This is a genomic window from Actinoplanes sp. NPDC051405 (assembly GCF_055586185.1).
On the sequence record NZ_JBVJIR010000019.1, the window covers coordinates 94,387 to 117,356 of the forward strand.

General features: G+C 72.9%; 24 protein-coding genes. 15 read left to right on the forward strand and 9 right to left on the reverse strand.

Annotated features, from left to right (window positions below; translation table 11 throughout):
* The first annotated feature begins 202 nt into the window (after positions 1-202).
* On the forward strand, positions 203-862 hold the full coding sequence (locus tag ACZ6S4_RS34435) for a response regulator transcription factor (RefSeq protein ID WP_465478913.1): 660 nt from the start codon (positions 203-205) through the stop codon (positions 860-862).
* Positions 863-920: 58 nt separating this feature from the next.
* Here ACZ6S4_RS34435 and ACZ6S4_RS34440 read toward each other — a convergent pair whose 3' ends face one another.
* The 3 genes from ACZ6S4_RS34440 to ACZ6S4_RS34450 are packed head-to-tail and all read right to left on the reverse strand — an operon-like array spanning position 921 to position 3,960.
* Positions 921-1,832 (reverse strand): endonuclease/exonuclease/phosphatase family protein, encoded by a 912-nt coding sequence (locus ACZ6S4_RS34440; RefSeq protein ID WP_465478914.1) that lies wholly within the window; start codon positions 1,830-1,832, stop codon positions 921-923.
* Between the two features lie 50 nt (positions 1,833-1,882).
* Complete coding sequence (locus tag ACZ6S4_RS34445; protein WP_465478915.1) at positions 1,883-3,031, reverse strand: molybdopterin molybdotransferase MoeA; 1,149 nt, start codon at positions 3,029-3,031, stop codon at positions 1,883-1,885.
* Positions 3,032-3,042: 11 nt separating this feature from the next.
* The gene (locus tag ACZ6S4_RS34450) at positions 3,043-3,960 is read right to left on the reverse strand and encodes a MerR family transcriptional regulator (protein ID WP_465478916.1); all 918 of its coding nucleotides are present in this window, start codon (positions 3,958-3,960) and stop codon (positions 3,043-3,045) included.
* Positions 3,961-4,051: 91 nt separating this feature from the next.
* Here ACZ6S4_RS34450 and eno point away from each other — a divergent pair, with 91 nt between their 5' ends.
* Together eno and ACZ6S4_RS34460 are read left to right on the forward strand one after the other, a co-directional pair.
* On the forward strand, positions 4,052-5,317 hold the full coding sequence (eno, locus tag ACZ6S4_RS34455; protein ID WP_465478917.1) for a phosphopyruvate hydratase: 1,266 nt from the start codon (positions 4,052-4,054) through the stop codon (positions 5,315-5,317).
* Positions 5,318-5,487: 170 nt separating this feature from the next.
* A complete protein-coding gene (locus ACZ6S4_RS34460; RefSeq protein ID WP_465479027.1) occupies positions 5,488-6,396 on the forward strand; it encodes a S66 peptidase family protein in 909 nt (302 codons plus the stop codon).
* Positions 6,397-6,405: 9 nt separating this feature from the next.
* On the opposite strand, the gene ACZ6S4_RS34465 is transcribed toward ACZ6S4_RS34460, so the two are convergent.
* Positions 6,406-6,834: a MarR family winged helix-turn-helix transcriptional regulator gene (locus ACZ6S4_RS34465; protein ID WP_465478918.1), complete on the reverse strand. Its 429-nt coding sequence runs from the start codon at positions 6,832-6,834 to the stop codon at positions 6,406-6,408.
* Positions 6,835-6,902: 68 nt separating this feature from the next.
* Between ACZ6S4_RS34465 and ACZ6S4_RS34470 the strand changes: the two genes are divergently transcribed.
* Together ACZ6S4_RS34470 and ACZ6S4_RS34475 are read left to right on the forward strand one after the other, a co-directional pair.
* Positions 6,903-7,667 carry an alpha/beta fold hydrolase gene (locus ACZ6S4_RS34470; RefSeq protein WP_465478919.1) on the forward strand — a complete coding sequence of 255 codons (765 nt, stop codon included), beginning with the start codon at positions 6,903-6,905 and terminating at the stop codon, positions 7,665-7,667.
* A gap of 34 nt (positions 7,668-7,701) precedes the next feature.
* Entirely contained in the window at positions 7,702-8,124 is a 423-nt protein-coding gene (locus ACZ6S4_RS34475; protein ID WP_465478920.1) for a nitroreductase/quinone reductase family protein, read from the forward strand.
* Positions 8,125-8,182: 58 nt separating this feature from the next.
* On the opposite strand, the gene ACZ6S4_RS34480 is transcribed toward ACZ6S4_RS34475, so the two are convergent.
* Positions 8,183-8,695, reverse strand: a complete 513-nt coding sequence (locus tag ACZ6S4_RS34480; protein WP_465478921.1) for a monooxygenase family protein — start codon at positions 8,693-8,695, stop codon at positions 8,183-8,185.
* A 250-nt stretch (positions 8,696-8,945) separates the two neighbouring features.
* On the opposite strand from ACZ6S4_RS34480, the gene ACZ6S4_RS34485 reads away from it, so the two are divergent.
* Positions 8,946-9,524: an RNA polymerase sigma factor gene (locus ACZ6S4_RS34485; RefSeq protein ID WP_360831299.1), complete on the forward strand. Its 579-nt coding sequence runs from the start codon at positions 8,946-8,948 to the stop codon at positions 9,522-9,524.
* Here ACZ6S4_RS34485 and ACZ6S4_RS34490 read toward each other — a convergent pair.
* Positions 9,521-12,247 carry an AAA family ATPase gene (locus ACZ6S4_RS34490; RefSeq protein WP_465478922.1) on the reverse strand — a complete coding sequence of 909 codons (2,727 nt, stop codon included), beginning with the start codon at positions 12,245-12,247 and terminating at the stop codon, positions 9,521-9,523. The genes ACZ6S4_RS34485 and ACZ6S4_RS34490 overlap by 4 nt on opposite strands.
* Positions 12,248-12,340: 93 nt before the next feature.
* On the opposite strand from ACZ6S4_RS34490, the gene ACZ6S4_RS34495 reads away from it, so the two are divergent.
* Entirely contained in the window at positions 12,341-12,946 is a 606-nt protein-coding gene (locus ACZ6S4_RS34495; protein ID WP_465478923.1) for a hypothetical protein, read from the forward strand.
* A complete protein-coding gene (locus ACZ6S4_RS34500; protein WP_465478924.1) occupies positions 12,943-14,796 on the forward strand; it encodes a Dyp-type peroxidase in 1,854 nt (617 codons plus the stop codon). Before ACZ6S4_RS34495 ends, ACZ6S4_RS34500 begins: the two co-directional genes overlap by 4 nt.
* A 1-nt stretch (position 14,797) precedes the next feature.
* Here ACZ6S4_RS34500 and ACZ6S4_RS34505 read toward each other — a convergent pair whose 3' ends face one another.
* A complete protein-coding gene (locus tag ACZ6S4_RS34505) occupies positions 14,798-15,088 on the reverse strand; it encodes a peptidoglycan-binding protein (RefSeq protein ID WP_465478925.1) in 291 nt (96 codons plus the stop codon).
* 149 nt (positions 15,089-15,237) lie between these two features.
* Between ACZ6S4_RS34505 and ACZ6S4_RS34510 the strand changes: the two genes are divergently transcribed.
* Entirely contained in the window at positions 15,238-16,074 is an 837-nt protein-coding gene (locus tag ACZ6S4_RS34510; RefSeq protein ID WP_465478926.1) for an SAM-dependent methyltransferase, read from the forward strand.
* 7 nt (positions 16,075-16,081) lie between these two features.
* Here the strand turns inward: ACZ6S4_RS34510 and ACZ6S4_RS34515 are convergent, their stop codons facing one another.
* Positions 16,082-16,552, reverse strand: a complete 471-nt coding sequence (locus ACZ6S4_RS34515; protein WP_465478927.1) for a DUF732 domain-containing protein — start codon at positions 16,550-16,552, stop codon at positions 16,082-16,084.
* A gap of 339 nt (positions 16,553-16,891) precedes the next feature.
* On the opposite strand from ACZ6S4_RS34515, the gene ACZ6S4_RS34520 reads away from it, so the two are divergent.
* From ACZ6S4_RS34520 to ACZ6S4_RS34535, 4 genes are read left to right on the forward strand one after another with little or no spacing between them, the layout of a single operon-like run.
* Entirely contained in the window at positions 16,892-17,170 is a 279-nt protein-coding gene (locus ACZ6S4_RS34520; RefSeq protein WP_360552295.1) for a hypothetical protein, read from the forward strand.
* Between the two features lie 47 nt (positions 17,171-17,217).
* Positions 17,218-18,627 carry a DUF4331 domain-containing protein gene (locus tag ACZ6S4_RS34525; protein WP_465478928.1) on the forward strand — a complete coding sequence of 470 codons (1,410 nt, stop codon included), beginning with the start codon at positions 17,218-17,220 and terminating at the stop codon, positions 18,625-18,627.
* A gap of 8 nt (positions 18,628-18,635) precedes the next feature.
* Positions 18,636-18,965 (forward strand): phospholipase, encoded by a 330-nt coding sequence (locus ACZ6S4_RS34530; protein ID WP_360827551.1) that lies wholly within the window; start codon positions 18,636-18,638, stop codon positions 18,963-18,965.
* A 36-nt stretch (positions 18,966-19,001) separates the two neighbouring features.
* The gene (locus ACZ6S4_RS34535) at positions 19,002-20,027 is read left to right on the forward strand and encodes an AraC family transcriptional regulator (RefSeq protein WP_465478929.1); all 1,026 of its coding nucleotides are present in this window, start codon (positions 19,002-19,004) and stop codon (positions 20,025-20,027) included.
* A 33-nt stretch (positions 20,028-20,060) separates the two neighbouring features.
* Here ACZ6S4_RS34535 and glgC read toward each other — a convergent pair whose 3' ends face one another.
* On the reverse strand, positions 20,061-21,293 hold the full coding sequence (glgC, locus tag ACZ6S4_RS34540) for a glucose-1-phosphate adenylyltransferase (protein WP_465478930.1): 1,233 nt from the start codon (positions 21,291-21,293) through the stop codon (positions 20,061-20,063).
* 140 nt (positions 21,294-21,433) lie between these two features.
* Here glgC and ACZ6S4_RS34545 point away from each other — a divergent pair, with 140 nt between their 5' ends.
* Both ACZ6S4_RS34545 and ACZ6S4_RS34550 read left to right on the forward strand, forming a co-directional pair.
* A complete protein-coding gene (locus tag ACZ6S4_RS34545) occupies positions 21,434-21,961 on the forward strand; it encodes a SigE family RNA polymerase sigma factor (RefSeq protein ID WP_465478931.1) in 528 nt (175 codons plus the stop codon).
* Positions 21,958-22,950, forward strand: coding sequence for a hypothetical protein (locus ACZ6S4_RS34550; protein WP_465478932.1), 993 nt, complete (start codon positions 21,958-21,960; stop codon positions 22,948-22,950). The genes ACZ6S4_RS34545 and ACZ6S4_RS34550 overlap by 4 nt, the downstream gene beginning before the upstream one ends.
* The last annotated feature ends 20 nt before the right edge of the window (positions 22,951-22,970 follow it).

The window sequence follows — 22,970 nt, forward strand, 5'->3', positions numbered from 1 at the left end:
CCCCAGGGTGCAGGCCGCCGTGCCGCCTCACAAGCAGCTGCGTCACACCCACTTGCGCGCCGGCCCGGCCGGTCACCCGCGGCGCCACCGGGACCCGGCAGATCGCCGCCGCGCAGGCCGGATGGCCGCCGAGCGCAGCAGCACGGTCCCGGTCCACCCGGTCCGCATTCATCCGCGCGGGCTCCGCAGCCGTATCAGGGGCATGAGAGTTTTGCTGGTGGAGGACGACGTGTCGGTCGCGGAACCGCTGATCGACGGCCTGGCCCGGTACGGCATCCGCGCGGACCACGTCACCACCGGCGCGGCCGCGCCCGCCGGGGGGCCACCCGACCTGGTCCTGTTCGACCTCGGCCGGCGCGACACCGAGCAGGTCGAGGCCTGCCGCAAGCTGCGCGGCGACGGCGCCGTCCCGATGATCCTGCTGACCGGGCAAGGCGGCGCGCACGACCGCAGCCTGGGCCGGGAGCTCGGCGTCGAGGACCTCGTGGGGCAGCCCTACCGGGTGCCGGACCTGGTGGCCCGGATGCGCGCGGTCACCCGCCGGGCCCGCCGGGTGCCGGCCCAGGAACCGGTCCGCCGGTACGGCCCCCTGGCCATCGACACCCGCACCCGGCAGATCCGCCTGCACGGCGTGCCGATCCCGCTCGCCCCCAAGGAGTACGACCTGCTCGTGCTGCTGGCCGCCGAACCGGGCGCGGTCGTCGCCCGCCGGCACATCCTCGACACCGTGTGGGAGCCCGACTTCCTCGGTCCCGGCAAGACGCTGGACTTCCACGTGGCCAGCCTGCGCAGCAAGCTCGGCGACGCCAAATGGATCGAGAACCGCCGCGGCGTCGGCTTCCGCCTCGTCGTCCCGGCCTGACCCGCCCGCGCCGAGCAGACGGGGAGGGGCTCGGCCGGCACGGCCCGGCGGTCGCGGGTCAGGCGGTGTCGAGCTCGGCCAGCACGGCCCGGTGGTCGCTGCCCGGCGCCCGCAGCACCCAGGACCGCTGGGTCGACATGCCCCGCTGCAGGATGTGGTCCGGGCGCAGCACCGGCAGCTCGGCCGGCCAGGTGAAGCCGAAACCCGCGCCGGCCTCCTGCTGGGTGTCGCGCAGCGGCGCCAGCACGTCGAACTGCCGGTCGGTGGTGGCGGTGTTCAGGTCACCGGCCACCAGCACCCGCGGGCTCTCGTCGGCGGCCACCGCGGCGGCCAGCGCGGCGATCGTCTGGTCGCGTTCGGCGGTCGCGGCCGGGCGGGCCGAGGCCAGGTGCGCGGCGTAGATGCGGACCGGGCCGTCGGCGCTGGGCACCGTGACCCGCAGCGCCCGGGTCCAGCCGATGCCGATGTCGACCGGGCCGGTCTCGGTCAGCGGCAGCGTGCTCCACAACCCGACGGTGCCGGTCACCGCGTGGTACGCGTACCCGCCGGCGAGCTCCCGCTGGGCCGCGGCGAGGTTGGCCGGGGTCAGCTCCTGCAGCACCAGGACGTCGGGCGCGGCGGCCAGCACCGCGCGTACCGCCTGCCCGGGGCTGGGGTTCTCGGCGCCCAGGTTCAGCGTCGCCACCCGCAGGTCGTGGTGGCCGGCCGCCGAGCGTGGCACCAGTACGGGCCCGAACATCGCCGCCCAGAACACCGCGGGCAGCAGGCAGACGAGGAAGGTCCGCGACGAGCGGCGCAGCGCCGCCACCGCGAGCAGGGCCGGCACCAGCAGGCCCAGCCACGGCAGTCCGCTGTCCAGGGCCGTGCCGAGCGCTCCGGGCACCAGCCGGTGCAGGGCCAGCACCGCGGCCAGAGTGACGGCGGCGACGGCGGTCAGGGCGCTGCCCACGCGCACATGCCGTCGATCCATCCGTCCAGCCTAATGAGTGCCGCGCCGCGCGGAGCCGGGACGCGGTCCGGTCAGCCGAGCGGGAGCAGATCGGCGGGGGAGCCGTCGGCCCAGCCGTCCTCGAGCACGGCCAGGGCGTCCGCCGCCGCGGCACCGGCCAGGCTCGCGGGCCGGCTCCCGGGCACCACCACGGCGTGGTCACCGGCGAGGCGGACCGGCACCAGGCGGGTCACCGGCGCGGTGACGACCACGTCACCACGCACCGGCAGGCGGATCGCGAGCGGCACGGAGCGTCCGGTGAGGGCGTACAGCAGGGGTTGCAGCACCGTCACCGCCGCGACCAGGCCGGCGAACGGGTTGCCCGGCAGGCCGGTGACCCACCGCCCGCCCGGCAGCGCGGCCAGCAGCTGCGGTCCGCCCGGCCGGCAGGCCACCCGGTCGACGAGCCGCCGCGCGGCGACCTTCTCCAGCACCCGGTGCAGATGGTCGGCCGCGCCGGCCGACGACGAGCCGGTCACCACGACCACGTCGGCGCCCGGGGCGGCCAGGCGCTCGGCCAGCAGGCCCGGATCGTCGCGCAGCACCAGCCGCTCGGCCACCACCGCGCCCGCGGCCGCCGCCAGGGCCGACACCATCGGCGTGAAGACGTCCCGGACCTGCCCGGTGGCCGGGACCCCGGCGCTGATCACCTCGTCGCCGGTGACCAGCAGCCGGACCCGGGGCCGGCGGTGCACCGGTACGCTGTCGGCGCCGCCCTGGGCCAGCAACCCGGCCACCGCGGGCGTGATGAGCCGGCCCGCACCGGCCAGTTCGCTGCCGGCCCGGGCGTCCTCACCGGCCCGCCGGATGTGCGGCTTCGCGGCGGGCGTCGTGTCGCTCAGGTCTGCGGTCTCGTACGGCAGCACCGCCACCGTCCCGGCGGGCACGACCGCACCCGTCATGATCTCCACCGCCTGCCCCGGCCGGAGCTCGTGCGCCCAGCCCGGCCCGCCGGCCAGGATCCGCCCGCTGACCTGCCACGGGCCGGCGCCGGCCACGGCATAGCCGTCCATCGCCGCGGTGTCGAAGCCGGGCAGGTCGGCGCGGGCGAGGACCGGGGCGGCCAGCACCCGGCCCACGGCGCGGTCCAGCGGGACGTCCTCGGCCGGCAGCGCGGTGGCGGCCTGGGCGGCGATCAGACGGGCGGCACGCCACGGGGTGGCACTGTCGGTGGTTGGCATCGCTGCCAGTGTCACATCCGCTGTTCGTCGCGGCCCGCCGACCTGCGCTTGGTGAGCCAGCGCAGCACCTGCCGGGCGTGCGAGGCCGGCTGGGGGATGGGGTGGAAGACGTGCTCGACCACGCCGTCGGCCACGACCAGGGTGAGGCGCTCGTACAGGGTCATGTCACCGGCGGCGAAGGTGGGCAGGCCGAGCGCCTGCGCGCAGGTCAGCTGCGGGTCGGGGAGCAGCGGATAGGGCAGCCGCAGCCGGTGCACGAGCTCCCGCTGGTAGCCGCTGGACTGCGCGGAGAGCCCGTAGACCCGGGCCGCGCCCGCGGTGCGCAGCTCCGCGTGATGGTCGCGGAACCACGCGGCCTGCTCGGTGCCGCCGCGCGCACCGGCGATCTCCAGCAGCCCGTTCGGCAGGTCGACGCCGGGACGCCCGGTCAGCGGGTACACGAAGATGACGCTGCGGCCCGGCCCCAGCGCACCGAGGTCCACCGGCCGCCCGTCGGTGCCGTAGAACGCCAGCGCCGGCAACCGGTTGCCCACCAGCGCGCCGGGATCCGCGCCCCGCGCCGGGTGGCCGGTCACGACCCGGCCGGCGGCCTCGTCGAGCCGGGCGTCGAGGGCCTCCCGCTGGGCGGTCAGCCGGCCGATGCGTTCCTGCAGACCGGTGATGGTGCTGCGGTACGTGGCCAGCGCCGCCGCGCACACGTCCGCCTCCCCGGCCCCCGAGGCGATCGAATCCACGAACGGGCGGGTCTCCTCGACGCTGAGCCCCAGGGCCATGAGCTCGCGGATCTGCGCCACCAGCCGTACGGCGATGGGGTCGTACTCGCGGTAGCCGTTGCCCAGCCGCCGCGGCACGACCAGCCCGGCCGTCTCGTAGTACCGCAGCGCCCGGACCGTCGTCCCGGTCCGGCGCGCCAGCTCACCCACCCGCATCCGAGAGACCCTAAACCCGCACCCCCGGGTACGGGTCAAGGTGTTCATCATCGCCCTTCCGCAACCCGTCCCCGCTGGCCAGGCTGGCCCCATGACGAAGATCGAAAGCGTGACCGGACGGCAGGTGCTCGACAGCCGCGGCAACCCGACGGTGGAGGTCGACGTGGTGCTCACCGACGGTTCCCGGGGCCGGGCGGCGGTCCCGTCCGGGGCGTCGACCGGCACCCACGAGGCGGTCGAGTTGCGCGACGGCGACCCGGCCCGCTTCCACGGCCGCGAGGTGCGCCGGGCGGTCGCCGCCGTCAACGGCGAGATCGCCGCGGCGGTGACCGGCCTGGACGCCGAGGACCAGGCCCGGGTGGACCGGACCATGATCGAGCTCGACGGTACGCCCGGCAAGTCCCGCCTCGGCGCCAACGGGATCCTCGGCGTCTCCCTGGCCACCGTGAAGGCCGCCGCGCAGGCGCACCGCCAGCCGCTCTACCGCTACGTCGGCGGGGTCGGCGCCCGCCTGCTGCCGGTGCCGATGATGAACATCGTCAACGGTGGCGCGCACGCCGACAACCCGCTCGATTTCCAGGAGTTCATGATCGCGCCGGTGGGGGCGCCGACCTTCTTCGAGGCGGTCCGGATGGGCGCCGAGGTCTTCCACACCTTGAAGAAGTCGCTGGCCGCGGCCGGCCACAACACCAACGTCGGCGACGAGGGCGGCTTCGCGCCGCGGTTCGCCACCGCGGACGAGGTCCTGGAGTTCGTGCTGCGGGCCATCGAGGACACCGGCTACAAGCCCGGCACCGACATCAGCATCTGCCTCGACCCGGCCGCGTCCGAGTTCTTCTCCGACGGCCGCTACCGCTACGCGGGCGAGGACCGCGATCGCACGGTCGAGGAGCAGGTCGACTACCTGGAGGGGCTGCTGGCGCGTTACCCGATCAGCTCGCTGGAGGACCCGATGGCCGAGGACGACATCACCGGCTGGCAGCTGCTGACCGGCCGTGCCGGCGACCGGGTGCAGCTGGTCGGCGACGACGTCTTCTGCACCGACGCCGAACGGCTGCGCGCCGGGATCGAGGGCGGTTATGCCAACGCCGTCCTGGTGAAGCTCAACCAGATCGGGACCCTGACCGAGACACTGGCCACGGTGGACGCGGCGCACAAAGCCGGCTACCGGGTCGTCATGTCGCACCGCTCGGGCGAGACCGAGGACACCACCATCGCGGACCTGGCGGTGGCGGTCGGCTGCGGCCAGATCAAGACCGGCTCACTGTCGCGTTCGGACCGTACGGCGAAGTACAACCAGCTCATCCGCATCGAGGAGGAGCTGGGCGACACCGCCCGGTACGCCGGCCAGGGCTGAACACGTGTCGCTTTTCGTCGATGTCCTTGACCATCGGCGGGCCGGGCGACACGCTGCGAAGGATGACGATCACCCGCCGTACCCTGCTGGGAGCCGCCGCCGTCGCGGGCGGCGGCACCCTCGTCCCCGGAGCGGCCCAGGCCGCGCCCCGCCGCGCCGTCCGGCCCCCGATGCTGCGCCCCGGCGACCGGGTCCGGGTGATCGCCACCGGCTCGGCGCCGGACACCCGCCTGGCCCGCGGCATCGAGATCCTGCGTGGCTTCGGCCTGGAGGTCGAGCTGGGCGCCCACGTCAACGACAAGTTCGGCTACCTGGCCGGCACCGACGAGGCGCGCCTGGCCGACCTGAACGCGGCCTTCCGCGACCCGGGCGTCCGCGGTGTCTTCGCCGCCCGGGGCGGCTACGGCACCCAGCGCATCGTGGACGGGCTGGACCTGGCCTCGGTCCGCCGCGACCCCCGCGTCCTGGTGGGCTTCAGCGACCTGACCGCGCTGATCGGCCGCCTGTGGCGCGGCGCGCGGCTGGTCAGCTTCTACGGCCCGATGGTCAACTGGACCGACTCGCGCACCGGCCCGGTGGAGATCGAGTCGCTGCGCAAGGCGATCATGACGACCGACCCGGTGGTGCTGACCCGGGACCCGGCCGAGCCGAGCGCGGCGGTGCACGTGCCTGGCACGGCGACGGGGACGCTGCTGGGCGGCAACCTGACGATCCTGCAGACCGGCTTCGGCACCCGCGACTTCCCCGACCTGACGGGGGCGATCCTGATGTTCGAGGACGTCGACGAGGCGCCGTACAGCTACGACCGGATGCTGACCCAGCTGCGCCGGGCGGGCGCGCTGCGCGGGATCAGGGGCATCGCGATCGGTCAGTTCACCAACGCCCCCGTGACCGAGGGCCAGTGGACGGCGGCGCAGGCGGTCCAGGACCGGGTCGGCGACCTGGGCGTGCCGGTGCTGGGCGGGCTGCGCATCGGCCACGGCAACGGGCAGCTGACCGTGCCGCTGGGCACGAAGGCCACGATCGACACCACGGCCGGCACCCTCCGGATAACCCCGGGCGTGACGGCCAGGTCCTGATCCCGGTCGTCACCCGGCGTCTGCGGGTCCGTCGGTGAGGGCCAGTTCCAGCAGGCCGCCGAGCTGATCGAGCTGTCCGGCGGTCAGGCCGCCCAGGGTGCGGGCGAGCACCTCGGCAGCCCGGCGTCCGCCCTCGACCCGGACGTGTTCGCCCTTGGCGGTGATGCGGTGGCGGATGGCCCGGCCGGGCCCCGGCTCGCGTTCGATGAGACCGCGGTCGGCCATCCGGGTGGCCAGGGTGCCGAAGGCCTGGTCGGTCTGGAACGTCAGCTGGGCCAGGTCGTGCAGCGACGCGCCGGGGTTCTCGTGCAGGTGGCGCAGCGTGTCCCACTGCACCAGGGAGACGCCGAGGTCGGTGAGGGCGGCGGTCAGCGCGCGGTGGTGGCGGTGCTGGAGTCGTTTGACCAGCAGGCCGACCTCCTGGACGGATCTTCCCATGGTGTGCAGCATAACAACATCCTTAACTAAGGTTGCTTATATAAGGATGCTGACCTAGCGTCTGGGCCATGACGATCAACACTTACGCGGTGGCATCGGCCGCTGTCACCGTGGCCGAGGCCGGCTCCGGCCGCCCGTTCCTGCTGCTGCACGGCGGCGCCGGGCCGTTCTCGTTCCTGTCGTTCGGCGAGCTGCTGGCCCGGGAGCGGCCGGCCCGGGCGCTCACGCCGACGCACCCGGGCTGGAACGGCACGCCGCGCCCCGACGACCTCACCACCGTCCGCGGGCTCGCCGAGCTCTATGCCGCCCTGCTCGACCAGCTGGACCTCACCGGCGTCACCGTCGTCGGCAACTCCATCGGCGGCTGGATCGCCGCCGAGCTCGCGCTGCTGGGCAGCCCCCGGGTGAGCGGTGTCGTGATCCTCAACGGCGTCGGCATCGCCGTGCCCGGCCATCCGGTCGCGGACTTCTTCTCGCTGACCCCGGCCGAGCTGACCGAGCTGTCCTACGCCGACCCGGACCGGTTCCGCTCCGACCCGGATTCCCTGCCGGACGCGCGGAAGGCCATGCTGGCGACCAACCGGCAGACCATCGCGCTCTTCGCCGGCACCACGATGGCCGACCCGACGCTGGCGGCCCGGCTGAGCGCGGTCACCGTCCCCACCTGCGTGCTGTGGGGCGAGAGCGACGGGATCGTCGACGCCGAGTACGGCAAGGCGTACGCCGCGGCCATTCCGGGCGCCGTCCACCTGCCGTTGGCCGGCGCCGGTCACCTGCCGCAGCTGGAGACCCCGCAGCAGACCCTCGAGGCGGTCTGGGACTTCGCGTCGTGAGGCACGACCGTCCATCGACGGTTAGCCTCTGCTCATGGCCTCCTTCAACGACACCATCATCGACAGGTTCCGCGCCACCGACGGTGTGGTCGGCATGCACTGGGAGGGCAAGACCCTGGTGCTGCTGCACCACGTCGGCCGGCGGTCCGGCAAGGAGTACGTCACCCCGCTGGTCGCCGCGCCGGACGCCGACGCGTACGTGATCTGCGCGAGCCTCGCCGGCGCCCCGGAGGACCCGCAGTGGGTCGCCAACCTCGAGGCCGCCACCGGCCCGGCCACGATCGAGCTCGGCGCGGCCACGATCAGCGTCGACTACGAGGTCATCCGGCCGGGCGACCCCCGCTGGGAGAGCGTGTACGGGGTCTGGCGCGACTACTGGCCCGACGCCCGCGAGTACGAGAAGAAGACCGACCGCAAGTTCCCGGTCGTCCGTCTGCTGGTCCCGCCCTCCGCCTGATGACCAGTGAGCGGTTCACCCTGCGTCTGATGGGGGGCTTTGAGCTAGGAGACCGAACCTAGGTCCCGGGGGTGTAGAGGTCGTCCTCGGTGACGACCGGGGCGATGTCGTCCTCCGGACGGCCGACCCGCGCGGCCGAGCCGAACATCGCGCCACGGGCCGGGTGCACCGGGGCGAAGGATGCGAAGCCGCGGCGCTGCGGGATGTCGTCGTAGACCGCCTCCATGCCGCCGCGCAGCAGGTAGGTTTCGTGCCAGAAGCCGGTGCCGCCGCTGTCGCGCAGGAAGTCGCGCCACCACAGGCGGTGCGGCTCGGAGCGGGCCCAGGCCAGCAGCGTGGGTAGGTCCCGCCAGTACTGGCGGATGCCGAGGTGCATGGGGAACAACGACCAGAGAAGCGGCTCGTGCGCGAGCAGCCCCTCCGGCTTGTCGTCCGACCGGTCGATCCGCGGGCCGCGGGCCATCAGGGTGCGCAGGCCGTAGAGCCGGGTGACGCGCATACCCAGATAGACCACCACAAGATCGGGATAGGACGACAGATCGACGGTCTCTCGATTGACGCGGCTCAGCATCGCCGGATCTCCTCAGGTCAGCATCCTCCGATGGTAAGGCCGCGCACCGACCAACTCCTTGATGCGCACGGCCTTCTCCCTTCCGCCGTGCGCGCCGCCACGGTCCCTGATGCAGTCGGATCTCCGACTGGCCGGCCGGTATCAACCCCAGGGTGGGTGCCGGTCAACCCCAGGGTCGCGCCCGGATCTCAACCGGCCCGCCGATTCATAGCGTCATCCAGGTCCCGTTCGGACCAGGAGAGGCGCGGTCATGACGATCGACCAGTACGACGGCACCCGGGAAATCATCTACGCGGCACAGTCCGGCGCGACCGGCGCGGCCGACAGATTCGTGCACGAGTTCGAGCGCCTGGTCTGGTGGACAGTCCGCTCCTTCCGGCTACCCGAGTCCGATGCCGAGGACGTCGTGCAGAACACCTGGCTGCGCGCGTTCGAGCATCTCGGCGAGGTCCGTGACCCGGAGCGGGTCAGCTCCTGGCTGGTGACCATCGCCCGCCGGGAGTGCCTCAAGCTCATGCGCAGCGGCAAGCGTGAGGTCCCGGGCCTGGAGCAGCAGGCCGAGCAGCGCGACGAGCGGTCCCCGCACCCGGAGAAGGCCGCCGTCGACGCCCGGATGAACGACCTGCTGTGGCAGCACGTCAACTCGCTGCCGGACTCGTCGCGCGCCCTGGTCGTGGCGTTGAGCAGCAACGACGCCCCGGCGTACGCCGATCTCGCCCGGTGCCAGGGCATCCCGATCGGCAGCATCGGGCCGACCCGGATGCGCTCGCTGCGCAAGCTGCGCACCTCGCTGGAGCGGGCCGGGCTCGGGGCGCACGCATGGCACTAGGCCTGGGCGGCACTCGCGATGCCGGCGAGGTCGGCCCGGGAGCGGATGTGGGTCTTCCGGTAGATGTTGCTCAGGTGGTACTCGATCGTCTTCTGCGACAGGAACAGGGTGGCCGCCGCCTCATGGTTGGTGGCCCCCCTGGCCACCACCAGCGCCACCTGCAGCTCCTGCGGGGTGAGCCGGGGCAGCGCATCGGGGGACCGGCCGACCGTGGAGCCGGTGGCGCGCAGCTCGGTGCGGACCCGTTCCGCCCAGGGCTGCGCGCCCAGCCGGGTGAACGTCTCCAGAGCGTCGTGCAGGTGCCGGCGCGCGTCGGCCCGCCGCCGGACCCGGCGCAGCCGCTCGCCGTAACAGAGCTGGGTGCGGGCCCGCTCGAACGGCATCACCGCACACCCGGGGGCCTGCAACGCGACCCGGAAGGCCTCGTCCATCTCTTCCGGGGCGGCCAGCAGCGCCCGGCACCGGGCCGTGGCGGCCTCGGCCCACTGCCCGCCCGGGTGCGACTCCTGCTCGGCGAGCAGCTCGCCCGCGGCGTCCCCCCGGCCGTCGCGGATGTACGCCTCCACGAGGTCGAACACCCACGGCACCACGGCCGGCTCGTGGATGTGCGCCACCACGGGCAGCTCCCGGACGGCCTCGAGCCGGGTGATCGCCTCACCCGCGTCGCCGTGGCTCAGCGCCAGCAGACCCAGCTCGTGACCGGTGTAGAGAGCCATGCAGCCGACGCCGAGACGCTCGGCCACCTCCATCGTGCGGCTGACCTGACGCCGGCACTCGTCGTCGCGGCCCTGGACCGCGTCGAGGCGGCCGGCGAAGAACAGCCCGTACAGGTTGGCCTGGCGGGTCTCGCTGGCCAGGCGCAGGCTCTCGGCCGCGCTGACCCGCGCGTCGTGCCAGCGCCCGACCCGGAAGTGCAGCTCCGACTCGATGCCCAGTGCCTGCGGCAGCACGCCCAGGGCGCCCGCCGACCGGGCCGCGGCGACCACCCGGCCGAGCAGCTCGCCGGCCTGCTCGTAGCCCTCCAGCCAGATCCAGGTCAGCGAGGCATGGCACAGATCCTGGGCGCGGACCAGGGGATCGGCCGCCAGCAGGTCGGCGTGGCAGTCGCGCAGCAGCGCGCTCGCCTGCTCGCGCTCCCCGGCCAGGGTGAGCCCGCCGGCCAGCGCCACCGCGGCGACCAGCTGGGCCACCCCGCCGACCCGCTCGGCCAGCTCGTAGCCGCGGCGGACCGCGGCCTGCAACTGCTCGATGTCGCCGACCATGAAGTACGGGATGCAGGCGTCGGAATACATCAGCGCCGCCCGGGCCGGGTCGATCTCCTGCACGGCTTCGGCCCCGCGGACCAGGAACGGCAGCACGCCGTCGGGACGCTCGCGCCACATCCGCACGTACGCGTCCATGTGCTGGATCAGGGCGCGCCGGCCGGGGTCGGCGGTCAGCGGCAGCGCGTCGTCGAGCAGCGTCAGCACCTGGTCGTTGCGCCCGGCGAGCTGCCAGCAGCGCGCCGCCCGCAGCAGCCGCCGCGCCCGCTCCGGACCGCGGCTGAGCCGGGCGGCCTGCCCGAACGCCCGCGCCGCGGCCACGTACCCGGCGCGCCGGCTGGCCCGCAGCGCGGCCTGCTCCAGCTCCGCGGCGATCTGCTCGTCCGGGGCCAGAGTGGCCGCGGCCAGGTGCCACGCCCGGGCGTCGGCCGCGGCGTCACCGGGGGCTCCGGCCAGGGCAGTGGCCAGCGCGTTGTGCGCGGCGACCCGGTCGTCGGTGGAGGCCCCGTGGTAGACCACCGAGCGCAGCAGCGGATGCCGGAACTCGATGCGCTGCTCGTCGACGGTGATCAGGTCGTGCTTCTCCGCCGGCGCGAAGTGGCGCAGGTGCAGCCCGGTGGCCCGGGCGGCGGCCAGCAGCGTGGCGATGTCGCCGCCGACGGCCGCCGCGGCCAGCACCAGGGCCCGGCGGGTGTCGTCGTCGAGCTCCTCCAGCCGGCCGCGCAGCGCGCGTTCGATGCGCGAGCCCGGCGCCACGAACGGCGCGGTGACCCCGTCCTCGACGATCTCCGGCCGTTCCCGGCACAGCTCGATGACACCGAGCGGATTGCCGGCCGTGGCGGCGTGCAGCCGCTCCCCGGTGCCCTCGGGCGCGACCGCGAGCGTCGCCCGGCACAGCTCGTCGACGTCCTCGACCGACAGTCCGGACAGCGCCACCTGCGGGTAGCGCAGCCCGGCGGCGTCGGCCGGATCGCGGGTCGCCAGCAGCAGCGCGATGCCGTCGGCGTGCAGCCGGCGGCCGGCGAACAGCACGGCCTCGCGCGAGGAGGCGTCCAGCCACTGCAGGTCGTCCACCACGATCAGCAGGGGCGAGCTCTCCGCTGCCGCGGCGAGGATGCCGACGGTGGCGGCGCACACGGTGAAGCGGTCCCCGGCCACCGGCGGGCCCAGGGCCAGGGCGCTGCGCAGGGCGGCGGCCTGCGGGGCGGGCAACTCGTCGAGCACCCCGAGCACGGGGCGCAGCAGGTCGGCCAGGCCGGCGAACGGTATCTCCGACTCGTCCTCGTAGCCGCGCGCGGACAGCACCTGCATGCCCTCGGCCTGCCCGACCGCGTACTGGATCAGGGTCGTCTTGCCGATGCCGGGCTCGCCGGTGAGCACCAGGGCGTCACTGCGGCCCGCCCGCGCGCCTGTCAGAAGACCGTCGATCAATGCACGTTCGGCGGTCCGTCCGAGCATCATCGGCCGAGTGTATTCCCGTCGCAACCGGGCGAGGGTACCCGTACCGTGTCAGCGGGAGCCGACGCGGTTGATCTTTCGTGAAGGATCATCACCATGATCGAGACAACGGATCCACCGGGCGAGGAGTCGCGGGACGGCTCCTATCTGTCCTCGTTGGCCGGTCGCGGCACCCCGCTGACCGTGCTCACCCCGATGCCCCGGCACTGGGTGCCGCTGCTGCGGGGCTTCCTGTTCCTGCGGCACCTGCTCGGCGCGCCCGAGGACCTCAAGCGGATGTCGTTCATCCACTTCGCGCACTGGTCGGTGCTGCCCCGCTTCCCCGGCCAGAGCCGCCGCTCCCGGTACGCGTACCTGCTGTTCCGCAGCGACTTCAACGGCGCCTGGGGCAAGTACATCGACGCCTTCTCGCTGGAGATCCCGGCCCGGATGGCGCTCATCTGGGGCTGGTCCTTCGGCTTCCCCGGGGCGCTGCCGCCGGAGCCGTTCCGGCGTTACATCCGGGCGAACGATCTCGACGTCGACCACTACTACGCCGCCTACCCGGACGCCGGAGTGACCGAGATCGCATCCGCGCTGCGCGTGCGGGAGGCGTACGACCGGCATCTGGGCACCGCCGACCCGGCCGAGTTCGGCGCGGCCTGGCAGCGGTTCGTCGACGAGGTCCAGGGTGACCTCTACAGCTGGGAGGCGCAGTCATGAGCCGTACGAAGACCGGCACCCGGTCGGTGACCGTGTTCGCGCGCATCGCCGACGGTCGTGCCGCCGGGCTGCGCGAGCGGATCCGGTCCTTCGGGCGCAGCCCGTTCGCCACGGTGGCCGGCGTCCACTTCGCCCGCCTGGTCGTGCTCGAGCACGCGGTACCCCAGCAACGGCCGGCCGGGATGAGCCGCAAGGCGCGGCTGCTCGACCTGCTCGCGCACGGCGGCCGCCCGCCGCGCCCGGACGACCTGCCGCACCCGTACCTGTTGATGACCGCGACCGTCGACGGCGACCCGGCCGACTTCTTCCGGCGCCTGCGGCTGCTCGGCCCGGACGCCGACGCCATCTGGGGCGACTGCACCGGCTATCCCGGGTACGACCGGGAGGCGCCCTTCGTCGCGTTCTTCACCGAGCGCAGCGTGCGGGCCGAATACACGTTCTCCGGAAGCCCGGAGGGTTCGGTCGCGCAGCTCACCGACGCGCTGCGCCTGCGCCGCAAGGTGGCCGCGTTCGCCGCGACCGCGCCGGGCAACGCCGACGGCATGCTGCGCAGCCGCTTCCGGATCGCCGTGGACCTGGAGGAGGACCGCGTCCCGGAGCCGGGTCCGGTGGCCGAGCTGGAGCTGCCCGACATCCAGGGCATCGTGCTGCGCGGCTTCGCCGACCACAGTGTGGCCGCTCACCTGTTCCTCCGGATCACCTCCGGGCCGCAGGCCCGGCGCTGGCTGCGTACCGTCGCTCCGGAGGTCACCTCGGCCGCCGAGGTGGGTGACCGGCCCGCCCGCGCCCTGCACCTGGGCGTCAGCCACGCCGGACTGGCCCGCCTTGGGGTGCCCGCCGCCGAGCTGGAGCAATTCCCCGAGGAATTCCGCGAGGGCATGCACGCCCGCGAGGACGTGCTGTCGCCCGGGCGGGGCACCGAGCCCTGGCAGGAGCCCTTCACCGAGCCGGGCGCGGTCGACGTCGTGCTGCTGCTGACCGCGACCGACGCCGCCGAGCTCGACCCGTGGCTCGACCGGCTGCGGGCCGGCATCGCCGACAGCGAAGGGCTGCGGGTCGTCGGTGAGCAGCGCGGCGGGCGCCTGCCCCGGGCCGAGGGCGACAGCCGCACGTTCGTCGAGCACTTCGGCTTCGCCGACGGCATCTCCCAGCCCCGGGTGGCCGGCCACGGCCGCCGCGACGCCCCCGGCGAGGTGCTGCCGCCCGGCGAGTTCGTGCTGGGCATGCCCGATGTGGACGGTGACGTCGCCGGGCGGTTCCTGCCGCCGGGCCTGAGCCGCAACGGCAGCTACCTGGTCTACCGCAAGCTGGAGCAGGACGTGCCGGCGTTCCGGGAGATGACCGGGGCCGCCGCCGCCGGGTTCGAAGGGGGATCCGACGACGTCGCCGCCGGGCTCGTCGGGCGCCGCCGCGACGGTGAGCTGCTGGCACCGTGCCCGGCCGCGGCCCACGTACGGCGGGCCAATCCGCGCGGGGCCCTGGCCGGGGGCAGCAAGCTCACCCGGCGGCACCTGATGCTGCGCCGGGGCATCCCGTACGGCCCGTACCTGCCGCCCGGCGCGCCGGACGACGGCGCCGAACGCGGGCTGCTCTTCCTGGCCGTGGTCGCCGATCCGGGCCGGCAGTTCGAGTTCGTGCAGACCGAGTGGATGGCCGACGGCAACGCCTTCGGCCGCGGCCGCGAGGAGGACATCTTCACCACGGCCGGCGGGCCGGGCGCCCGGATCCTGCTGCAGGGCTCGCCGCCGGCGTACGTCGAGGTGCCGCGGCCGCTGGTGACCTGCCGGGGCGGGGAGTACTTCCTGCTGCCCGGGCTCGACGCGTTGCGGGCGCTCGGCAAGCCGGAGTGAGTCAGGCGGCTGCGGCGCGTTCGAAGCGGTGCAGCTCCCGGGCTTCCTTGGCGTAGCGGGCGAGCAGGTGCACCGTACGGGGACCGGCGACCCCGTCCGGGTCCAGGCCGACGCGGGCCTGGAAGCCGCGGACGGCGGTGGCCAGGTCCTCCTCGGTGCGCCCGACGGTCAGGCCGAGGTCGGCGAACAGGGCGCGCAGGGCCGCCGGGTCCGCGGCCGGGACCTCCTCGCCCCAGCCGATCAGTCCACCGACGGCGGTGCCGACCAGACCGAGCATTCCGCGTGCCGACATGATGACCTCCTGGGTGGGTGACGGGCACTTCCCAGCATCCGCAGGCAACCTGTGCGTGGCATCGGACCAGGGGCGCGACCTGCTGTGCATCCGCTGCGACTTTCGGCCGACCCGCGACGGGCTGTAGTTATTGCAGGATCGGTGCAAAGATGTGCGCCCACCCCAACACCGGACAAGGAGCCACCGTCATGCCGGAACCGGCCGGGGACGCCCGGATCAACACGAACGTGCCGCATTCGGCCCGGCTGTGGAACTACTGGCTCGGCGGGAAGGACAACTTCGCGTCCGACCGGGCCGCGGGGGACGAGATCGCCCGGCAGCTGCCCTCGATCATCGACCTGGCGATCGCCGACCGGGCCTTCCTGGGCCGGATGGTGCGCCACCTCGTCGGCGAGCAGGGGGTCCGGCAGATCCTGGACATCGGCACCGGCCTGCCCACCGCGGACAACACCCACCAGGTGGCCCAGTCGATCGCGCCGGACGCCCGGATCGTCTACGTCGACAACGACCCGCTGGTGCTCGTGCACGCCCGCGCACTGCTGACCAGCGCCCCCGAGGGCGCCACCGAATACATCGAGGCGGACCTCAACGACCCGGAGGCCATCATCGCGGCGGCCGGGCGGACCCTCGACTTCTCCCGGCCGGTGGCTGTCACCCTGCTGGGCATCCTGCACTTCATCCTCGACGACGACGCGGCCCGCGACGTGGTGGCGCGCCTGGTGGACGCCCTGCCCTCGGGCAGCTATCTGGCGATCGCGCACGGCTGCAACGACATCAACCGCGAAGCCGCGGACAGCATCGTGTCGTTCTGGAACGAGCACGGCACGCCCAAGATCGTCTACCGCGGCTCGGCGGAGATCACCCGCTTCTTCGACGGCCTGGAGCTGCTCGAGCCCGGCGTCGTGTCGTGCTCGCGCTGGCGGCCCGGGCCCGGTGACCCCGACATCGACGTCAACCAGTACTGCGGAGTGGCCCGCAAGCCCTGACCCCGGTTCAGAACTCTCCGGCCCGGCGATCCTGCTCGGGACACACCGTGCCGACCGCCAGCTTGATCAACTGCCGGGCGCCGGCCCGGTCGGTGCCGACGGTCCGGACCTCGCTGACCACGGTGGCGGCGGACCGGCCGGCCGCCAGCGCCGCGCACGCCTGCTGGGCGAGCGCGGCGATCTCCTCTTCCCGGCGGTCCAGGGCCAGACCGGGCATGGTGCGCTGCACCACGGCGACGAACTCCGCCGGGCCGGCCCGGTCCCGCCCGGCAGCCTTCGGCGTCGTTTGCGGCGCCGTCCGGGCCGGGGAGACCGCGACGGCGACCCGGCTGGCGATCACGCTCGGCGACGCCGGTACGGGCGCCTCGCTGGTCGTCGCCGGCACGGGTACGGTCGCCGGCTCGGCCTCCGGTTCGTCACCGCACCCGCCCAGCGTGAGCAGCAGCACCGCCGCGACCAGCCATCGTCTCGCCATCATCCACCCCGCTCGTCCGTGTCGTGCCGGCCACAACCTCAACGACCCAGTTCCTGACGGGTCACCCTCCCAAGATCACCCCACGCAGTCGCAGAGAAACGGTGAGTGGCCGATTCCGATCGCCCCGGAAACGCTCCCAGTAAACGGCATTTCCCTCGTTGAGCTGCGCATTCATCGATTTGGTGGCAAGGGCAACCTGAAGGAAACCTTTGCTGGGAAATTGCTTTGAACCACTGCGGTGGTGGCTTCGTACTGATGGACGTCGACGACGTAAGTCCCGGGCAATAACCCCGATTCGCGCACCGGCGGGAGACCGCCGCAGCGTTTGACGAAAGGCCGAGCATGAGTCGTGTCCACTACGGCACGCGGGCGGTTAACCGCCTGTCGCGCCGTCGGGTTCTTGCCATCGCCGCCACGGTGGGAGTCGGCGCCGCCGGCGCCAGCGTGGCCGGGCTCAGCCTCGCCGGCGAGAAGGCCGGTTCGAGCGACAGCGAGCCGCTGGTGATTTCCCTGCGCGACGCGAAGAAGGGCACGTTCGACGTGTTCTCCGGCGGGTCCAGAGTGACGCTGACCGATCCCGACCTCGCCGAGAAGCTCCTCAAGGCCGTCAAGCGCGCCTGAATCGCTTCCTCACCCAGCCCCCCGATTCCTGAGTAAGGAAGTTCTTCATGTCATCGCACCGTGAAGCGCCGGAGATCAGCAAGGACCCGGTCGCCGACAGCGCCGACCTGTACGCGTTCGTGAGCCCGGACCACCCGGACACCGTCACGCTGATCGCCAACTACGTGCCGTTGCAGCTGCCGGCCAGCGGCCCGAACTTCTTCGAGTTCGGCGACGACGTGCTGTACGAGATCCACGTCGACTCCAACGGTGACGGCCGCCCGGATCTGACGTACCAGTTCCGGTTCCGGACCGAACTGCGCAACGACCGGACGTTCCTCTACAACACCGGGCCGATCGAGTCGCTCGACAGCGAGAACTGGAACCGCCGGCAGTTCTACTCGGTCACCAAGGTGGACGCCAGCGGCAAGCACACGGTGCTGGCCGAGAAGCTGCCCTGCCCGCCGTGCAACGTCGGCCCGCTGTCCATCCCGGACTACGACAAGCTCGCCGAGGACGCGGTGCACAAGCTGAAAACCGGTGAGAAGGTCTTCGCCGGCCAGCGCGCCGACCCGTTCTTCGTCGACCTGGGCGCGATCTTCGACCTCGGCACGCTGCGGCCGTTCCAGGACAAGCACCTGGTCGGGCAGAAGCTGTTCAACTACGCCGGCAAGGCGGTCAACGCCACCGACAAGATGAACGTGCACAGCATCGCCATCCAGCTGCCGCTGCACTACGTGCGCAAGGACGGCAAGAAGAAGGTCCGCGGCCGCGACCCGGGTGCCGTCATCGGCGTCTGGACGTCGGCGAGCCGCCGCCAGGTGCAGGTCCGGCACGGCAGACCAGACAACGACGACGTGTACGTGGGCCCGCAGGTCCAGGTCTCGCGGCTCGGCAACCCGCTGTTCAACGAGGTCATCGTGCCGATGGCGCAGAAGGACCTGTGGAACAGCCTGCCGCCGAGCGAGGACAAGCGCTTCGCCGAGTTCGTCGAGCAGCCGGAGCTGGGTGCGCTGCTGCCGGTGCTCTACCCGGGCCTCTTCGACAACCTGGCCGAGCTCAACAAGGCCAAGACCGCCCGTGCCGACCTGGTGGCGATCCTGCTCACCGGCATCCCGGACGGGCTGATCGACGACTTCCAGAACAACACCGGCGACGTGCAGGCCGACATGCTGCGGCTGAACACGGCCGTCCCGCCGACCAAGGAGGACCCGAACGCCTTCGGCATCCTCGGTGGTGACCTGGCCGGCTTCCCGAACGGGCGCCGCGTCGCCGACGACGTCGTGTCGATCTCGCTGCGGGCCATCGCCGGCGTGACCGTGCCGCTGGTGGACGAGAAGTTCAAGCCGGACGCCGCGGCCGCGCTGGTCGAGCAGGGACTGTCGGCCAAGGACGCCAGCTCGAAGCTGCTCAAGAAGTTCCCGTACCTCGGGGTGCCGTTCGACGGCTTCAACAACCCCGAACCGGCGGACAAGTGAGCGCGGGCGTGCACCATCACCACACTCTCGACCCGTCCGGGCAGGGCACCGTGGTCCTCAACATCGGGGCCGGCATCGGTGCGCTGGTCATCTACACCCCGGGCAGCCTGCACGGCCACGAGATCGAGGTGAGCCCGGTGGGGGACGCGGCGACGCGCACCCACGCCGCGGTCCGCGCCCGGTACGTGCGCGACGGCGTGCTGTTCAGCGTTGTCATCGACAACCTGGCCGAGGGCCGCTACGTCGTCTGGCGCGACGCGGTCACCCCATTGGCCGAGGTCGACGTGCGCAGTGGCTCGGTCACCGAGTACGAGTGGCCGGTACCCGCCAAAGTGTGACGCGCGGTGACGCCTCTGTCGGTCTAGGGTGAGCGGATGGACACGGCAGGGGCGGCCGGTCCGGAGCCCGGTACGGGAACTCCGGACGGGGACGTGGCGGTTTCCGTCAGCCTCCGGACGGCCGATGTGGAACAGGCGAGCTCGTTCTGCCGGCGGATGTACTACGGTCCGCTGGAGATCAAACCGGCTGGCAGCGCGGACGAGGTGTCCTTCTCCGGCGAGGTGGCGCAGATCGGGCCGATCACCATCGGCGAGATCAGCTACGGCGTCGAGATGTGCCTCGACACCGGCAACCTGGAGACGGCGTACCACGTGTTGGCGCCGCTGACCGGTGCGGTGCAGGTGCTGCACCGGGGGGCGGCCACCACGGCCGACCCCAGCCAGGCCGCGGTGTTCCGCCCGGTCGGGGACATCTCGCTGCGCTGGTCGGCCGACTGCCGGCTGATCAGCTTCAAGGTGGACCGCCTCGCCCTGGAACGCGAGCTCGACGCGACCCTGGACCGCAGGGTCGGCTCACCGCTGCCGCTGGGGGCGACCTTCGGGCTCGCGGGCGGTCCGGGCCGCAGCTGGCTGGCGCTGGTCCGGCTGCTGCTGGCCGAGACCCGCCAGCCGGACGGTCTGATTCTGCTGCCGCCGCTGCTGCGCCGCTGGCGCGAGCTGGCGATCAGCGGGCTGGCCCAGGCGGTCGAGCACCCGTTTTCGGAAGGCCTGGCGGGGCAGCCGACGGCCCGGCGACCCCGGACGGTGAAACGGACGCTGGACGCGATGCACGCCGAGCCTGGGCGCTCCTTCACGGCGGCCGAGCTCGCCGGCATCGCGGGCGTCGGCATCCGGGTGCTGCAGGAGTCCTTCCGCCAGCACGTCGGCGTGCCCCCGCTGACCTACCTGCGCCGGCTGCGGCTGGAGGGCGTGCACGCGGAGCTCACCCGGGCCGGCCCGGGCCAGGTCAGCGTGAGCGAGGTGGCGACCCGCTGGGGCTTCACCCACCTGGGCCGCTTCGCGGGCGCCTACCGCGAGCGTTACGGCGTCTCCCCGAGCCAGACGCTGCGCGACCGCCTCTGACCTCTCCGGCCCCCAAGGCGGTCGCGGGCCGGGCTACGGCTCGATCCGCTGGCCCTTGCCGATGACGACGATGCCGCTGTCGGAGACCGTGTAGCGCTTGCGGTCGCGGTCCAGGTCGACGCCGATCTGGGCGTCCTCCGGGATCAGCACGTTCTTGTCGATGATCGCGTTGCGGACCACCGCGCGCCGGCCCACCTGCACGCCCTCCATCAGCACCGAGCCCTCCACGTGGGCCCAGGAGTTGACCCGGACGTTGGGGGAGACCACCGAGCGCTCGACCAGGGAGCCGGAGACGACCACCCCGGGGGAGATCATCGAGTCGACGGCGCGGCCCTGCCGGTCGTCGTAGCCGTGCACGAACTTCGCCGGCGGCCACGAGCCGTAGTTGGTGAAGATCGGCCAGTCCATGTTGTAGAGGTTGAAGACCGGCAGTGTCGCGATCAGGTCCATGTGCGCGTCGTAGAAGGAGTCGAGCGTGCCCACGTCGCGCCAGTAGCCGCGGTCGCGTTCGGTGCTGCCCGGCACGTCGTTGTCGCGGAAGTCGTAGACGTTGGCCTCGCCCTTCTCCACCAGCATGGGGATGATGTTGCCGCCCATGTCGTGTTTGCTGTCCGGGTCCTGGGCGTCGGCGGTGACCGCCTCGCACAGCGCCCGGGTGGTGAAGACGTAGTTGCCCATCGACGCGAAGATCTCGTCCGGGGCGTCCGGCAGGCCCTCGACGTCGACCGGCTTCTCCCGGAAGGCGCGGATCTTCTTGCCGTCCTCGCCCACGTCGATGACGCCGAACTGGTCGGACATCGACTTGGGCTGGCGGATCCCGGCGACGGTGACGGCCGCGCCCGAGGCGATGTGGTCGTCGACCATCTGCTTGGGGTCCATGCGGTAGATGTGGTCCGCGCCGAAGACGATGACGTAGTCGGGATTCTCGTCGTTGATCAGGTTGAGGCTCTGGTAGATCGCGTCGGCCGAGCCGGCGAACCAGCGCGGGCCCAGCCGCTGCTGCGCCGGCACCGGGGTCACGTAGTTGCCCAGCAGCGTCGACATCCGCCAGGTCTTGGTGATGTGCCGGTCGAGCGAGTGCGACTTGTACTGGGTCAGCACCACGATCTTGAGGAACCCGCCGTTGGCGAGGTTGGACAGGACGAAATCGATCATGCGGTATATGCCGCCGAAGGGCACACCGGGCTTGGCCCGGTCCGCGGTGAGGGGCATCAGGCGCTTGCCTTCGCCACCTGCCAGAACGATCGCGAGCACCTTGACAGCCATGCCCGTGACGCTAACTTTCCCGGTGCTCCGGCGCCAGTCGAAGCGGCGATTCCCGGGATTTTACGGGTTCCGGTAAGCAGAACCGGAGCGCCACGGCGTCCTGGAGGCAGACATCACGACCGCAGCGGGGGAGCGAGGCAGTGCGCCATGGGTTCGAGGAGTACGTCAGAGCGCGGGGAGACGCGTTACGCCGGTTCGCCTATCTGCTCTGCGGGGACCGGCACCTGGGCGAGGACCTCGTGCAGGAGGTGCTGATCAAGGCGTACCGCCGGTGGTCGCGGATCGAGGCGGACGATCCGGACGGCTACCTGCGTACGGCGTTGGTGCGCTCGCACGTGTCGTGGCTGCGGCGGCGTTCCAGCGGGGAACGGCCGGGCCGGCGCGAGACCGGTCCGGAGACCACCCCGGCGCCGGGGCGCTCGGTGCCCGACTTCGCCGATCAGCACGCCGCGCGCGACGACCTGTGGGCCCGGCTGGACCGGCTGACCCGGGCCCAGCGCGCCGTGCTGGTGCTGCGCTACTACGAGGACCTCGACGACCGGCAGATCGCCGAGGTGCTGCGCTGCGCCGCGTCGACCGTACGGGTGCACGCCGCCCGTGGTCTCGCCCGGCTGCGGACCGACCTGAGCCCGTCCCCGTCCACCACCCTTTCCGGAGGTTCGCGATGATGCTCGAAGACGACCTGCGGGCGACGCTGCGTGAGCGCGCCGACGAACCGGCGCCGGCGCCGGACCTGCTCGACGCGGTGCGCGGAGGAGTCCGGCGGGCCGGCCGGCGGCGGGCGGCGGTGCTGGGGGCGGCGGCGGTGCTGGTGGCCGTGGTGGCCGTACCGGTGGCGATCGCCGGTCGCCGGTCGCCCGCGCCCGCCCCGGCGGGTCCGGCGCCGGCGGATTCGGCGGTGGCCGGTTGGCAGCGACCCCGGTTCGACCTGCCCGTCTTTCCCTTGACGCCCGGCTGGACGCCGCCCGGTGCGGGCACCGCCCGGGTCGGCCGGGTCGGACCGAACGTCCTGCTCATCTACGGAGACTCCGCCGACCGGGCCATGGAGCTGTCGGTGGGGCCGCAGCCGGGGGACTGGTGGGTCGAGGGCGAGGATCGGGCGACCACCGTGAACGGCCGCCCGGCACTGATCCGGACCCTGGACGCCGACGTCTACCAGGGCAATCGTCCTGGCGACCGGTACGTGGGCGTGCGCTGGCAGCTCGCCGACGGGCGCTGGGCCCAGCTCGGCAGCGGCAGCCGCAACACCGAGGCCGAGGTGCTGCGCTTCGCCGGTGGCCTGCGACCGGTGGCGATGCCGCCCACACCGCTGCCCTTCGCCATCGCCACGGCACCGCCCGGGCTGGCCCTGCAGACGCTCACCACGGACTATCTGTGCCTGGCGCCACCGGCGACCCTCACCGACGGCGAGAGCGGCCGGGGGATCTGCCTGGGCCTGGGCACCGTCTCGGCGGAGGACGAGCCGTCGCCGGAGGACGAGCGGCTCACCATCGGCGGCCGGCCGGCCACTCTCGAAGCCTCGGAGCAGGGGCCGGGAACGCTCAACGTGCGGCTCGACAAGAAGCGGCTGCTGTCGATCGCGGTCGAGCAGGCGGACGTTCCTCTCACTCGTGACCAGCTGATCCGCTTCGCCGACGGCATCACCGTGCCAGGCTGAGACAAGTTGCGTCGATTTCC

Excerpts from the sequence above, each read along its gene's own strand:
- ACZ6S4_RS34435 (WP_465478913.1), top strand. The coding sequence starts at position 203 with ATGAGAGTTTTGCTGGTGGAGGACGACGTGTCGGTCGCGGAACCGCTG.
- ACZ6S4_RS34440 (WP_465478914.1), bottom strand. The coding sequence starts at position 1,832 with ATGGATCGACGGCATGTGCGCGTGGGCAGCGCCCTGACCGCCGTCGCC.
- ACZ6S4_RS34445 (WP_465478915.1), bottom strand. The coding sequence starts at position 3,031 with ATGCCAACCACCGACAGTGCCACCCCGTGGCGTGCCGCCCGTCTGATC.
- ACZ6S4_RS34450 (WP_465478916.1), bottom strand. The coding sequence starts at position 3,960 with ATGCGGGTGGGTGAGCTGGCGCGCCGGACCGGGACGACGGTCCGGGCG.
- eno (WP_465478917.1), top strand. The coding sequence starts at position 4,052 with ATGACGAAGATCGAAAGCGTGACCGGACGGCAGGTGCTCGACAGCCGC.
- ACZ6S4_RS34460 (WP_465479027.1), top strand. The coding sequence starts at position 5,488 with ATGCTGCGCCCCGGCGACCGGGTCCGGGTGATCGCCACCGGCTCGGCG.
- ACZ6S4_RS34465 (WP_465478918.1), bottom strand. The coding sequence starts at position 6,834 with ATGGGAAGATCCGTCCAGGAGGTCGGCCTGCTGGTCAAACGACTCCAG.
- ACZ6S4_RS34470 (WP_465478919.1), top strand. The coding sequence starts at position 6,903 with ATGACGATCAACACTTACGCGGTGGCATCGGCCGCTGTCACCGTGGCC.
- ACZ6S4_RS34475 (WP_465478920.1), top strand. The coding sequence starts at position 7,702 with ATGGCCTCCTTCAACGACACCATCATCGACAGGTTCCGCGCCACCGAC.
- ACZ6S4_RS34480 (WP_465478921.1), bottom strand. The coding sequence starts at position 8,695 with ATGCTGAGCCGCGTCAATCGAGAGACCGTCGATCTGTCGTCCTATCCC.
- ACZ6S4_RS34485 (WP_360831299.1), top strand. The coding sequence starts at position 8,946 with ATGACGATCGACCAGTACGACGGCACCCGGGAAATCATCTACGCGGCA.
- ACZ6S4_RS34490 (WP_465478922.1), bottom strand. The coding sequence starts at position 12,247 with ATGATGCTCGGACGGACCGCCGAACGTGCATTGATCGACGGTCTTCTG.
- ACZ6S4_RS34495 (WP_465478923.1), top strand. The coding sequence starts at position 12,341 with ATGATCGAGACAACGGATCCACCGGGCGAGGAGTCGCGGGACGGCTCC.
- ACZ6S4_RS34500 (WP_465478924.1), top strand. The coding sequence starts at position 12,943 with ATGAGCCGTACGAAGACCGGCACCCGGTCGGTGACCGTGTTCGCGCGC.
- ACZ6S4_RS34505 (WP_465478925.1), bottom strand. The coding sequence starts at position 15,088 with ATGTCGGCACGCGGAATGCTCGGTCTGGTCGGCACCGCCGTCGGTGGA.
- ACZ6S4_RS34510 (WP_465478926.1), top strand. The coding sequence starts at position 15,238 with ATGTGCGCCCACCCCAACACCGGACAAGGAGCCACCGTCATGCCGGAA.
- ACZ6S4_RS34515 (WP_465478927.1), bottom strand. The coding sequence starts at position 16,552 with ATGATGGCGAGACGATGGCTGGTCGCGGCGGTGCTGCTGCTCACGCTG.
- ACZ6S4_RS34520 (WP_360552295.1), top strand. The coding sequence starts at position 16,892 with ATGAGTCGTGTCCACTACGGCACGCGGGCGGTTAACCGCCTGTCGCGC.
- ACZ6S4_RS34525 (WP_465478928.1), top strand. The coding sequence starts at position 17,218 with ATGTCATCGCACCGTGAAGCGCCGGAGATCAGCAAGGACCCGGTCGCC.
- ACZ6S4_RS34535 (WP_465478929.1), top strand. The coding sequence starts at position 19,002 with ATGGACACGGCAGGGGCGGCCGGTCCGGAGCCCGGTACGGGAACTCCG.
- glgC (WP_465478930.1), bottom strand. The coding sequence starts at position 21,293 with ATGGCTGTCAAGGTGCTCGCGATCGTTCTGGCAGGTGGCGAAGGCAAG.
- ACZ6S4_RS34550 (WP_465478932.1), top strand. The coding sequence starts at position 21,958 with ATGATGCTCGAAGACGACCTGCGGGCGACGCTGCGTGAGCGCGCCGAC.